Annotated in this window: 8 protein-coding genes; 6 read left to right on the forward strand and 2 right to left on the reverse strand. The window is 56.2% G+C overall.

Translation table 11 applies throughout. From position 1 onward, the window contains the following. Window positions 1-198: 198 nt before the first annotated feature. The 6 genes from BQ7382_RS08835 to BQ7382_RS08860 all read left to right on the forward strand — a co-directional run bounded on the left by BQ7382_RS08835 (window position 199) and on the right by BQ7382_RS08860 (window position 10,329). On the forward strand, window positions 199-1,293 hold the full coding sequence (locus BQ7382_RS08835) for a carbamoyl phosphate synthase small subunit (protein ID WP_330618723.1): 1,095 nt from the start codon (window positions 199-201) through the stop codon (window positions 1,291-1,293). Beyond that, complete coding sequence (gene carB, locus BQ7382_RS08840) at window positions 1,286-5,332, forward strand: carbamoyl-phosphate synthase large subunit (protein ID WP_077391742.1); 4,047 nt, start codon at window positions 1,286-1,288, stop codon at window positions 5,330-5,332. The genes BQ7382_RS08835 and carB overlap by 8 nt, the downstream gene beginning before the upstream one ends. A gap of 6 nt (window positions 5,333-5,338) precedes the next feature. After that, entirely contained in the window at window positions 5,339-5,971 is a 633-nt protein-coding gene (locus BQ7382_RS08845) for a TetR/AcrR family transcriptional regulator (RefSeq protein WP_077391743.1), read from the forward strand. Window positions 5,972-6,323: 352 nt separating this feature from the next. Further along, window positions 6,324-7,478 carry an iron-containing alcohol dehydrogenase gene (locus tag BQ7382_RS08850; RefSeq protein ID WP_159437282.1) on the forward strand — a complete coding sequence of 385 codons (1,155 nt, stop codon included), beginning with the start codon at window positions 6,324-6,326 and terminating at the stop codon, window positions 7,476-7,478. Between the two features lie 48 nt (window positions 7,479-7,526). Further along, a complete protein-coding gene (locus BQ7382_RS08855; protein ID WP_077391745.1) occupies window positions 7,527-8,915 on the forward strand; it encodes an aldehyde dehydrogenase family protein in 1,389 nt (462 codons plus the stop codon). 235 nt (window positions 8,916-9,150) lie between these two features. After that, complete coding sequence (locus BQ7382_RS08860; RefSeq protein WP_077391746.1) at window positions 9,151-10,329, forward strand: MFS transporter; 1,179 nt, start codon at window positions 9,151-9,153, stop codon at window positions 10,327-10,329. 77 nt (window positions 10,330-10,406) lie between these two features. Here BQ7382_RS08860 and BQ7382_RS08865 read toward each other — a convergent pair whose 3' ends face one another. Both BQ7382_RS08865 and BQ7382_RS08870 read right to left on the reverse strand, forming a co-directional pair. Continuing rightward, on the reverse strand, window positions 10,407-12,248 hold the full coding sequence (locus BQ7382_RS08865) for an acyl-CoA dehydratase activase (protein ID WP_077391747.1): 1,842 nt from the start codon (window positions 12,246-12,248) through the stop codon (window positions 10,407-10,409). Further along, complete coding sequence (locus tag BQ7382_RS08870) at window positions 12,241-13,512, reverse strand: 2-hydroxyacyl-CoA dehydratase subunit D (protein WP_077391748.1); 1,272 nt, start codon at window positions 13,510-13,512, stop codon at window positions 12,241-12,243. The genes BQ7382_RS08865 and BQ7382_RS08870 overlap by 8 nt, the downstream gene beginning before the upstream one ends. Between the last annotated feature and the right edge of the window lie 3 nt (window positions 13,513-13,515).

Raw genomic sequence — 13,515 nt, forward strand, 5'->3', positions numbered from 1 at the left:
CCGGCCGCAGGCCTTTTGTCCGAAAAAAGTGAAAATAAGACCTCTGCTGGCAAAGCCGGGGACCTGGGTCCTCAAATAAACCATTCGCCGGCGGAGGTCCTGGAGTATAATAGTAAAAATGTCACGATGGCTCACCGGTTTTCGGGAGAAGAGAACCGATGGGGTTTCGTGCGGTCTGAAAGGAGAAAGGGGATACCGGTGAACAGAAGAACAGACAGGAAAGCATATCTGGTACTCAGCGACGGTACTGTTTTCGAAGGCCGGAGGTTCGGAGCCGAGGGGGACAGCACAGGAGAACTGGTATTTACTACAGGCATGGGAGGTTACGTGGAAACGCTGACCGACCCCAGCTACTATGGGCAGATAATCATGCAGACCTTCCCTCTCATGGGAAACTACGGGATCATGGAAGAGGATTTCGAGGGAGAGTGCTGCTGCAGCGGATACGTGGTAAGGGAGTTCACAGACCAGCCGTCAAACTTCAGGTGCGAGTACGACCTGGACACATTCCTCAAGAACAAAGGGATCCCGGGCATCTACGGCATCGACACGAGAGAGCTCACCAGGATGATCAGGGAGAGCGGCACGATGAACGCCATCATCTGCTCGGATCCACCGGAGGATCTTTCCGAGGTGAAGGCCTACGAGGTGAGAAACGCGGTGAAGTCCGTGACCTGCAAGGAGCCGTACATCGTTCCGGCTGAGGGGGAAAAGAAGTATAACGTCACCCTGATAGACTACGGCGCTAAGAGGAACATCCCGAGGATGCTCGCGGAGAGAGGCTGCGAGGTGAAGGTGGTGCCGAGCAATACCACTGCATCCCAGATCCTGAGCGAGGATCCCGACGGAGTGATGCTCTCTAACGGCCCTGGAGACCCGACGGAAAACACCGCCTGCGTGGGCGAGCTGAAGAAGCTTATCAACAAGGTGCCGATCTTCGGCATCTGCCTGGGCCACCAGCTCATGTGCCTGGCCTTCGGAGGAAAGACGTACAAGCTTAAATACGGCCACAGAGGTGTGAACCAGCCGGCCACGGAGATCGTGGACGGCGAGACCGGGAGGACCTTCATAACGACCCAGAACCACGGATACGCGGTGGATCCGGACAGCCTCTCGGACGTGGGATACCAGAGCTTCACCAACGCCAACGACGGCACCTGCGAGGGGATGACCTACCCTGATCTTTCCTGCTTCACAGTGCAGTTCCACCCGGAGGCCCACGCGGGCCCTCACGACACGGGATTCCTTTTTGACAGATTTATCAAGATGATGGAGGAGGATAAGAATGCCTAGAGATAAAAGCATAAAGAAAGTACTCGTCATCGGTTCCGGCCCTATAATCATAGGACAGGCCGCCGAGTTCGACTACGCGGGAGCTCAGGCATGCAGGGTCCTGAAGGAGGAAGGCATCGATGTGGTGCTGGTGAACTCCAACCCGGCCACCATCATGACTGACAAGCACATGGCCGACGAGATCTATCTGGAGCCTATGAATGTCGAGACCGTCAAGAGGATCATCGAGAAGGAGAAGCCGGACAGCGTCCTGGCAGGCCTGGGAGGCCAGACCGGACTCACCATCGCCATGCAGCTGTCCAAGGACAACTGGCTCGAGGAGCACGGAGTTCGCCTGCTCGGCTCGGACATCGACGCCATCGACAAGGCTGAGGACAGGGAGCTTTTCCACGACATGATGGAGAAGATCGGAGAGCCTGTGGTCCCTTCCGGCATAGCCGAGGACGTGGACACGGCCCTGAAGGTCGCAGAAGACATCGGATACCCGGTGATCGTCAGACCTGCCTTCACCCTTGGAGGAACGGGCGGCGGCATAGCCGACGACGAGGATGAGCTCAAGATAATAGCGAAGCAGGGGCTCGACCAGTCCCCTATCACCCAGATCCTGGTGGAGAAGTGCATCTCCGGCTGGAAGGAGATCGAGTTCGAGACCATGAGGGACTCTCTGGGCAATGTCATCGCCATCTGCTCCATGGAGAACTTCGACCCTGTGGGCATCCACACGGGTGATTCCATCGTAGTAGCTCCTACCCTGACCCTGGCGGACAGGGAGTACGAGATGCTGAGGACGTCTGCCCTCAAGATCATATCCGCCATCGGCATAGAGGGCGGCTGCAACTGCCAGTTCGCCCTGAACCCGGACAGCTTTGAATATGCCGTCATCGAGGTGAACCCGAGGGTATCCAGATCATCGGCGCTGGCGTCCAAGGCCACCGGATATCCAATAGCCAAGATAACCACCAAGATAGCCCTGGGCTACACTCTTGATGAGATAACGAATGATATCACCGGAAAAACCTGCGCCTGCTTCGAGCCTGCACTTGACTACGTTGCCCTGAAGCTCCCGAAGTGGCCTTTCGACAAGTTCGCCGGAGTCAGCAGGACTCTCGGCACCAAGATGAAGGCCACAGGAGAGGTGATGTCCATAGCCCACAGCTTCGAGGCAGCCCTCATGAAGGCGGTCCGCGGAGCCGAGATCAAGCAGGACACCCTGGACATGGATCAGCATTCCGACAGGAGCGTCAGGGAAAGGCTGTATGACCAGGACGACAGGAGGGTGTTCACCATTTTCGAGGCCCTCAAGTCCGGCATCTCCGTAGACGAGATCCACGAGATCACGAAAATAGACAAGTTTTTCCTGAACAAGATCCTGAACCTCGTGAACATCCACCAGGAGCTGGTGGACAGCGTCGCCGAGGGAAGGCTGCCTAACGACCTCTACGCGGAGGCCAAGAGGATGGGATTCACCGACGACTCGATAAAGGAGATATCCGGTGTCGATCAGGTCCCTGGACTCAAGTTCAGCTACAAGATGGTAGACACCTGCGGTGCCGAGTTCGATGCGGAGACCCCGTATTTCTACTCCACCACAGACGAGGTATGCGACTCGAGAAGATTCCCGAGGAGCGGCCGCCCGGTGATCATGGTGCTGGGCTCCGGTCCGATCAGGATCGGGCAGGGCATCGAGTTCGACTACTCATCGGTACACTGCGTCTGGACCCTGAGGAGCATGGGTTACGACGTGGTAATTGTAAACAACAACCCGGAGACCGTCTCCACAGACTACGACACGGCAGACAGGCTGTACTTCGAGCCGCTCTGCCCTGAGGATGTCATGAACATCATCGAGGTGGAAAAGCCGATCGGAGTCGTGGTTGCCTTCGGCGGACAGACCGCCATCAAGCTCACCCAGTTCCTGGACGACCACGGCGTGAACATCCTGGGCACCTCTGCGGAGTCCATCGATATCGCCGAGGACAGGGGACGCTTCGACGTTCTCCTGGAAAAGTTCGGCATCAGCCGTCCTAAGGGCCTCAGTGTGACCTCTCTCGAGGGAGCTCTCGAGGCTGCGGGAGAGATCGGGTATCCGGTCCTCCTCCGCCCGTCCTATGTCATCGGCGGTCAGAACATGACCATCGCAGGAGACGAGGACGACGTTACGAAATACATGGAGAGGATACTGGCCAACGACGCCAGCAACTCAGTTCTGGTGGATAAATACATGCCGGGCATCGAGCTGGAGGTGGACGTCATCTCCGACGGAAGCGACGTGCTCATCCCTGGCATCATGGAGCACATCGAGAAGGCGGGCATCCACTCCGGAGACTCCATAGCCGTATACCCTCCGTATAATCTTACGGACAGACAGCTCAGGAGGATCGTGGACGTCAGCGAGAAGCTGGCCCTGGCACTCGGCACAAAGGGTCTCGTGAACATCCAGTATCTGCTCTACAAGGGCGAGCTGTACGTGATCGAGGTGAACCCGAGGGCTTCCAGGACAGTTCCGTATATCTCCAAGGTGGCAGGAGTTCCGATGGTGGATCTGGCCTCCGAGGTGATGCTTGGCAAGAAGCTCTACGACCTCGGCTACGGCACAGGCCTTTACAGGACGCCGCCTTACACCGCGGTAAAAGTACCTGTTTTTTCCTTCGAAAAGCTCACTGACGCGAACTCCATCCTCGGACCTGAGATGAAGTCCACTGGAGAGGTGCTGGGCCTTGGAAGGACAATGAACGAGGCTCTTTACAAGGGCCTGACGGCTGCAGGCTTTGCAGTCCCTCACAGGAAGGCCGGGGAGGAGCAGGGAGTCATGATCTCTGTGCAGAAAAGAGACTACCCTGAGATCCTTCCGATCGCCATGAAGTTCGACGCCCTGGGCATGAAGATCTACGCCACCAGGGGCACCGCCGAGGCCATAAGGAACACGGGTATCGAAGTGACCACCGTAAAGAAGGCCCAGGTGAACAACGACATCATCGACCTGATCGAGAGTGGCAAGACAAGCTATATCATATTCACGGGTACGGAAAACGACGCTTCCCTCGGAGACTACACCGCAGTTCACAAGAGGGCCATGCAGCTCGGCGTTCCGTGCCTCACATCCGTGGACACCGCCGGTGCCCTGGTTAGCATGATCGCCTCCAGATTCACCGCAGGCAACACTGAGCTGGTGGACATCAACCACATGAGAGCGAGCCACAGGAACATCAGGTTCACGAAGCTCCACAGCTGCGGAGACGACTACATCATCATCAAGAACTTCGACGGCCGCATCGAGGGACCTGAGTCCCTTTGCGTCAGCCTCTGTGACAGGAAGAGATCCGTCGGCGGCAACGGCATCGTGCTCATCGAAAAGTCCAGAGTCGCCGACGTCAGGATGCGCGTCTTCAACAGAGACGGATCTGAGGCAGGGACCTACGACAACGGCATCCGCTGCGGTGCCAAGTACATCTACGAGGAAGGCTTCGTGGGCAGAGACCGCATAACCGTGGAGACCGTTGACGGCGTGAGGAACCTCAGGCTCTTCCTGAGAGACGGCAGGGTCAACTCGGTTTCCATAGAGTGCGCAGAGGTGAGCTTTGCCGCTGACGACGTTCCGGTGGTCACCAGGAAAAAGAAGCTTCTTGATTCGCTGGTGAACGTTGGCGGCCGGGAGTACAGGGCTACATGCCTGTCCGTGGGGAACCCGCACTGCGTCCTCTTCCTGGACCAGATCGACAATCTTGACCTGGAAAAGCTGGGTACGGAGTTCGAGTATTCAGAGCTTTTCCCTGACAGGATCAACACCGAATTCGTGCGGATAGTTGACAGGAGCACCATGAGAATGAGAGTATGGGAGAGGTCAAACGGTGAAACGCTCTCCTGCGGCTCTGCTGCAATAGCGGCTGCCGCTGCGGCAGTGGAACTGGGATACTGCGACGGAGACAAGGACATCTCCGTGGAGTTCCCGGGAGGTGACATGCTTGTGAGCTGCCAGGACGGCAAGTATACCCTGACCGGAGAGGTAATGTTCTCATTTGAAGGAAAGTTTGAGTATTAGAAGAGTATGAAGAGAAGCAAAGAAGACATGCTGAAGACCCAGCAGCAGGTCCTCCAGGCGGCATTTGAATGCTTTAAGGAAAATGGTTTCGACGGGACCACCATCAAGGACATCGCTGACAGGGCCGGAGTAACAAGGGGTGCAGTGTACTGGCACTATTCTGACAAGGAAGATCTGTACAGGGCGGCAGTGAACCTGACCATGGAAAAGGGAGACGTGGCGAAGTACGCCAGCGAGCTGCCTACCGACATGGATATGGAGGAGCGGCTGGTGGACGTTTTATGGATGGCCCTCCACGAGAACCCTTATGTTGACTTTGTTTATCAGACGCTGAATTTCGTTACCAACAGAGAAGGCTTCGAAGATATTTATGAGAAGCTGAAGGATGCAAAGAGGAGACTGCTGGCCTTCTTCGAGGAGGAGGTGCACGTGTTCCTCCGCATGAACGGGCTGCCTCTCGACGTGGGCCGGAACAACGGCATCGGACTGTATCTCCTTTTCGAGGGGATGTTCCTCACGAAAAACGTTCCGATAGGCATCAACATCACCATCGAGGACGTAAAGATCCACATCCACTACCAGGTGGCGGACCTTCTGGAGATGGCCGACGGCAAGAGAGAGGTGCCGATCCGTCACTAGGGTAAAGTACCCGCAAAAATACATTTAAAAAACATTCGTGGATGTATGTAAACTGACACGAATTTAACGAGTGTATTTCGTGCGCTGTGGGCGAAATTCACGGAAGAACTCAGGCTTAACCACAATATAAATCAATATTGGCAAGGGAAAAGGGAGCTTTTTTAACAAAGTTCCCTTTTTTTGTGCACAATTTTACTATTGACTGTACGAATGCTTATGTTATTATGCAATTGAACATACGTGAATGTATGTAAACACCTTCCGGTGCTCATCGGCCGAGGCACCCCAAGGTGGCACAGGGAGATATTGGTCAGGGCCCGAAAAAAGGCCCGGTGTCAATAGGAGGAAAGAAATGCTTAACTTCCAGTTTTATCAGAGAGTAAAAATGCTTTTTGGTGAGGGCAGCGTTGACCAGGTAGGAGAGCTGGTTACGGAAGCCGGATACAAGAAACCGCTGATCGTATGCGATCCCGGGATCGTGGCTACAGGCCTGATCGACAAGATCGGTAAGAGCCTCGAGGATGCAGGTCTCGAGTACCTGGTATACGACAAGGTGATTCCGGATCCTCCATATACAGTAGTGGATGAGGGAGCAGCGCTATGCAGAAAAGAAGGCTGCGACTGCGTTATCGCCTGTGGAGGTGGCGGATCCATCGACACTGCGAAGTCCATCAACATGCTGAGATTCAACGAGGGTTCGGTGACAGATTACGCAGATCCGTCCAAGGAGATGAAGCACTCACCTGGACTGATCTCCATCCCTACGACTTCCGGAACAGGATCAGAGGTATCTGACGGAATGGTCATCAGCGACAAGGATCACAACAAGATCCCTATGCTGGCTATCAACGCAATGTCAGAGTACGCAGTGCTCGACCCTGAGTGCATGGTGGGAATGCCTAAGAAGCTGACAATCGCCACAGGACTGGATGCGTTCTCCCACGCTGCAGAGGGACTGGTAACAACAGTTGCAAATCCTTTCACTGATTTCTTCAATGAGCAGGCGGTAAGGACGATCAGAGAATATCTGCCGAGAGCCGCTGCAGACGGCAAGGACATCGAGGCGAGGACCAAGATGGCCATCTGCTCTTCAGTGGGCGGATGGATGCTGGGATACTCCCACACACACGCAGGACACTCCTTCGGACACGTTCTGGGTGGAAAGTTCGGAGTTCCTCACGGCATCGCAGTGATGGCGGCGGAGCCTTATGTCATCGAGTTCAACGCACCGGCAGTACCGGAGAGGACGAAGAGACTGGGCGAGCTGATGGGAGCAGAATTCACAGGAAACGAGACTCCTGAAGAGATCGGGGCCATCGTAAGAGACGTACTCATCGACTTCAGGGACAACAAGGTCGGAATGACATCCATCAAGGAGTTCCCATACGACGAGTCCAGATTCGAGGAAGTGGCAAAGCTGGTGTCTGAGGAGCTGTTCCAGGCATTCAACAACAGAAAGATGGAGCCTGCTGACGCGCTGGAGATCCTGAAGAAGATCTACGCATAGCCGCAGGAGCACGAGAAACGGAAAAGGTTTTTTCCATAAGGAGGAGACATGGATTATCAGAAGCAAGTAGATGAAATGGTGACAAAGGCCAGAAAAGCGCTGGCGGAGCTTGAGAGCTACTCCCAGGAGGAGATCGACAGACTCTGTAAAGTATGCTGCGAGGCTTTTGCTGAGCACGCCGAGGAGATGGCAGAAGAGGCTGTTGCCGAGACGGGTCTGGGCAACGTTCCTGACAAGATCGCCAAGAACACAGGCTCCCCTGACGGCGTATGGTACGCCATCAAGAACAAGCCGTCCGTAGGCGTCATCGGAGAGGACCCTAAGAGACACCTCAAGTTCGTGGCTCACCCTAAGGGGATCATCTCCTGCGTCATCCCTACGACAAACCCTAACATCACTATCCTTTTCAACGGAGTTTACGCGCTGAAGGGAAGAAACGTGATCCTCTGCGCACCTCACCCGAGGGCAAAGAAGTCCACACTGCACACATGCCAGATCTTCAACGAGGCTCTGAAGAAGGCAGGCGCTCCTGACAACATCTTCCAGTGCGTTGAGGAGCCGGCCGTCGAGCTGACACAGGCCATGATGGCTGCATCCGACACGGTTCTGGGGACCGGCGGACCTAGCATGGTGAAGGCTGCTTACTCTTCCGGAAAGCCTGCATACGGCGTAGGACCTGGAAACAGCCAGACCATCGTTGATGAGGAATACGACGATCTGGAGAAGATGGTAGGAGATACCCTGTTCGCCAACAGATTCGACAACGGTATCATCTGCGCCTGCAACAGATCTTTCATCACACCTGAGTCCATAGCAGACAAGGTCGTTGACATCATGAAGGACCAGGGTGTTTACTACATCGACAACGATGAGGAGAGAGACAAGCTGAGAGAGTGCCTCTTCCCTGAAGGATACGGCAAGATCAATGGAAAGCCTGTTGGGCAGAGTGCTGAACAGGTCGCTGAGATGGCCGGCATCAAGGTGCCTGAGGGAACGAAGAACATCGTTGTCAGGATCTACAAGAACGGTAAGGACGAGCCTCTGTGCAGAGAGAAGATGATGCCTGTGGCAGCCCACATCGTATCCAAGGATTTCGACGATTCTCTGAGACTGGCCAAGGAGAACCTGATGGCCGAGGGTGCCGGACACTCTTCGGTCATCTGGACCAACGACGAGGCCAAGATCGAGAAGGCCGCAGAGATGCTGCCTGTATCCAGATTCCTGGTGAACGTTCCGGGCGTGTTCTGCGCGAACCCTGCTCTGGCAGTAGGTCTCGAGCCTACGGCAACACTGGGCTGCGGTTCCTGGGCAGGCTGCTCTGTATCCCAGAACCTGGGATTCGAGGATCTCATCAACGTTTCCAGGATCGCATATAAGTATCCTGACGCGGAGATCCCGGATCACGACGAAGTGTGGAACGGGACTGCCACGTTCTAGGAATACTGGAGCAAAGCGGTTGAAACTTCCTTGTTATTTTAGCTATTACCTTTAAAGCCTTTCACATCATACACCGAGAAATTCCGAACTGCAGAGTCCGGAAAAAAGGGCGGCTGCACGGCAGCCGCCCTTTCTCGTACTTGTGACGAATTTGACACTTCGGCGTGATCAAGCTGAATATTGAGTACTACGATCCGGGGCCGCGGCGCTCCGGAAATGAAGGGAGAATAATACAATGAGTAAGGGAAGAATAAAGGTCGGAATATACGGAGTATCGCTCCTCATGATGGGGGTGATCTTTGTATCCGGAGCCCTTTCAACTATCGGAAGCAATTTCCCGGACGCGTCCCAGACAATGATCCAGAATCTGGTGTCCATCCCGTGCCTGGCGGTGATTCCTACGACCATCATCGTGGGGCTTGCCATAGACAAGATATCCAAGAAGACGCTTGCCATCCTTGGGGTCATCTTGTTTCTCATCGGCGGCATCGTGCCAGTGTTTCTGAATTCGCTCGGGCTGATCCTCGTGTTCCGCGCCATCCTGGGCGTAGGTATAGGTATCTGCCAGGTGATACCTACAGCGCTGGGAGCTCAGTACTTTGAGGGAGCAGAGCGCGAAAGGGTCCAGGGCATGGTGACCGCCATGCAGATGCTCGGTGCAGCCGTGATGATCTTCATCTCCGGCCGTCTCGCTGAGGTGTCATGGAGATATTCATTCATAGTCTATGCGGTCGCCATCGTGTCCCTGATCCTTGCGTTCGCGTGCATCCCCGGAGACAAGCCGGTGAAGGCGTCCGCGAGCGAAGCGTCTGACGCCACTAAGGCAAAGCTCACCGGGAAGGCCTGGATCTGGGCCCTCGTGATGTTCATCTTCTTTATCGCTGGAATGGTGTTCTCCGTGTTCGCTTCTTATCTGATCGCGGAAAAGGGAGTGGGGACCGCAGCACAGTCCGGCAATGCGGTATCACTGCAGATGATCGGCGGATTCATCATGGGTCTTATTTACGGAAAGTTCGCTTCCGTCACCAGGAAGGTCTCCCTGAGCATCGGTTTCCTTGGTATCGCGCTGGCATACGTCCTCATGGCGGCAGCGAGTTCCGTTCTGCTCATCTATGTTGGAGCGTTCATCTTCGGACTCGCCCTTTCCATCGTTATGCCGTGCATCTTCGTTGAGGCAGGAAACGCAGTACCTCCGGCAGTCGCCGGACTTTCAATCTCCATGACGACATGCGCGCAGAACCTTGGCCAGTTCGTTTGCCCATACATCATGAACCCATTCGCAGGAGCGCTTTCTGGTAGCACAGGCGCCGGAGTCAACACTACGGCATTCTGGATCGCCGCAGTGTGGATGGCAGTGATGTTCGTGATCGCCCTCATCTGGGGGATCGCCCAGAACAGGAAGCTGTCGAAGTAAGATCGGAATTGAATGATCAATATAGGAAAACCGGGACCGCGGCGTGCGATCCCGGTTTTTTGATGAAAAAGGGCTTCCTACCTGATCGATGAGTCTCTTGCGAAGAGGGCGGCGCCAATGGCACCGCATAGCTGAGAGTACGGGCTGATCACCAGTTCACACCCCAGTTCTTCTTCCAGCGCCTTGACCAGGCCACGGTTCCTGGAAACGCCTCCGGTCATCATGTATTTCTCCTGGCCTCCTACCCTGGCCACAAGGGTGCCTGTCTTTGCGGCAACTGATTTGTTGAGTCCGTGGACGATGTCGTCTGCGGACTTGTTTTTTGCGATCAGAGAGACCACTTCGGATTCGGCAAATACAGTGCACATGCTGGAGATGGTGATGTCTTCTTTGTATTCCAGGCCGCGCTGAGACATCTGGTCCAGGTCCATTTCCAGGGTGCGGGCCATGTTGTCCAGGAATCGTCCGGTTCCGGCAGCGCATTTATCATTCATTACGAAGTTTTTCACGCTGCCGGAAGGGTCGAGGCTGATGACCTTGCTGTCCTGACCGCCTATGTCGATGACCGTCCGCACATCGGGATCGAGGTAGTGGGCGCCGCGGGCGTGGCAGGTGATCTCGGTGACCTGGCTGTCGCCCATCTGTATCGAGCCACGCCCGTAGCCCGTGGCGGTGAGCGCGGCCAGGTCATCACGGGTGAGGCCGGCTTTTTCAAGGGCCGCAGCGACGCCACGGGCCGCGCTGTTCTCAGCGCCGGCGCCCGTTGGAAGTATCACTGTTGTCACTATGCTGCAGGCTTCGTCCATTATCACGATGTCGGTGCTGGTGGAACCGCTGTCCACACCGGCAAAATATTTTTTCCCGGCCTCCAGCGTTGCATCCGCATCGAGCATTGAATATGCCTCCGGCCCTGTACCTGCCTCTGGCGCTGCTGCGGCTCCCGGCTTGTCCTCAGGACTGCAGGCAGGGCCGGCCGCCGGCCCTTCGGGTGCACGACTCTCTTTTTTCCCAGAGATGCCACTGAACCTGGCGCCGGCCGACATCCTCAGCGTCTCCCCGAAGGCCTCCAGCCTGGTGAGGAGCTGGCCGCTGCTCTGCAAGGTGAAATCGGTCTCGATCTTGAGCATCGGCACCTGGAGGTCGTCCTTGACCCGGGAGTACTCGAAGCTGTAGAAATCGCAGAACTTGAGGGTGTGGTAGATCACACCGGCGAGGTCAGGGTCGCTGAAAAGCCTTTTCCGCCCCGTGACGTCCTCCATGCGCATGCACGGCGTCTGTGCCAGCAGCTCCCCGGCGTACCAGTCCATGAGCCGGTGGAAATCGTCTGTCTCCGGCGGCCTGGAGGCACCGAGGTCCCGTCCCCTGACGCAGGAGAGGTTTCTACAGGGGAGAGGCATGGTCTTTTCCACCATCTCGAAAAGCTCGTCGCTCATCCTTGCTCCGATCACGGCGATGTACGGACCGTCCGGCCACTCAACGGTTGTGAAGGCCTGGCGGAATTTGTCGGGATCAAAGGTCAGCCCCGTGTGCTCTCCGTATCTCATGGCGAAGTCTTCCAGGTGCGCGGTCATGAGCTCCCGGCTGCACTGGGACATGCAGTGCGGCAGATCCATTGTGTAGAGGAACCCGGTATCGCCTGCGTCAGCGATGATGTCCGCGGCGCTCCGGATGGTGTCGCAGCAGTTCACCAGGAAAAGTTCTTTTATGTGTTCGTCGATGGCGGTCTCGATCACCGACTTGCCGAAGCCGCACAGGTTCGGGCTCCCCAGGATCTCGGCCTGGCGAAAGGTGTCAGAGCTCCGGTTCAGCAGCTCCGGCTCTCCACCGAAGGCCTCGATGAGTTCAACGGGGGTGTATTTGCATTCGTAATGTATCTTGTGGTCACTTGATCTGTGATCGATCGATCTGTTCTCACTCATTCCGGTCCTCCAGCATTTCAATAAACGCACCAAGTCTGGTGGCTGTCTGGCCTTCCCCGCCGTGGGCCCTGTCCACTCCGTCCCCGTCCAGGACGAGGCACGGGATGCCGGCCTCCTGAAAGCGCTTTTTTGCCAGGGCCGAGCCTCCAAGTGTGTGCTTGCACCCCCAGTGGTTGAACCAGACAGCGCCGTCGCAGCCGGTCTCCTTCGCCTGCTGTATCGCGGCCTGTATACGCCTTTCGACGCTCCCGTTCAGGTGGTTGAATACCATCTGCCTGGCCATGGCCTCATATGGATCCTGCGCTGCCATCTCCTCAGGGTATACGACCTGCTCCATGTCCGAGCCGATGATCTGGGCACTCTCGTTGATGTAGAGCGCTTTGTGCATGGCGTCTGACCAGTATGGATTGGTGTGGACCCAGTAGATCCTCTTTCCTCTTGCAGGACCCGCCAGCTTCACGTCCTTGAGGAGCATCCTGGCGAATTTCTCCACTTCAGGTGTGCCGAGGAGAACGTTGTTTACCATGGCGCCGTACTGAGGGGACACCAGGTCCGTCGGGATGTATTTATCCTTCTGCAGGCGCCTGGCCTGGCGGAAGGTATCCATGGTATCAATGCTGCGGCGGATCCGGGACATCAGCCGCTTTTCGTCTGTTTTATTTCCGGTGATGTCCTCCAGGAAGCGCCCCAGGTCGCGCAGCTGGGAAGCCACTGCCCGGACATCGGCTTCGGTCTGGGTCCACGGTACGTCTATGAAAAAGGCGGGCACGTTGAAAAATCTCTCCATGCGCTTGAAGGTCAGCATGTTGGCGTCGCAGGTGAGGTTCGTGTACACGATGCACCTCGGCCGTGGCAGTAGTCCCTTTTCGGCGGCTCCCGTAAAGATCTTATGGTAGGAACACAGTGTCTCCGGAAGGCCGGCGGCCTCTGCGGTGAGGATGCAGCTGTGCTCGCATCTGGATCCCAGGAGATAGGCGGAATAGGCCTCTGCGTTGTACGGCGACAGCCCCACCTCCTGGAGGAGCTGGGAAGGCGTGAAGATGCTGACCACCGCCGAATGGCCCGGATCCCGCAGGGGCTTCAGCATGGTGTCCATCATCAGGGCGGCCAGGTACTGATACGCGGGCATCAGGGCCTTCACCGGCATGTGGCGGAACCGGAAGAGCTGTGCTTCCCATCCGGCGCGAAGCACTCTGCGGCCCTTTGCCGGATCCCTGTCGCACTGGCGGTCAACGGTTTTTCCAAAAGTCTCGACTACGTCCATAGA

The organism is Mobilibacterium timonense (genome assembly GCF_900155555.1).
Classification (GTDB): domain Bacteria; phylum Bacillota; class Clostridia; order Peptostreptococcales; family Anaerovoracaceae; genus Allobaileyella; species Allobaileyella timonense.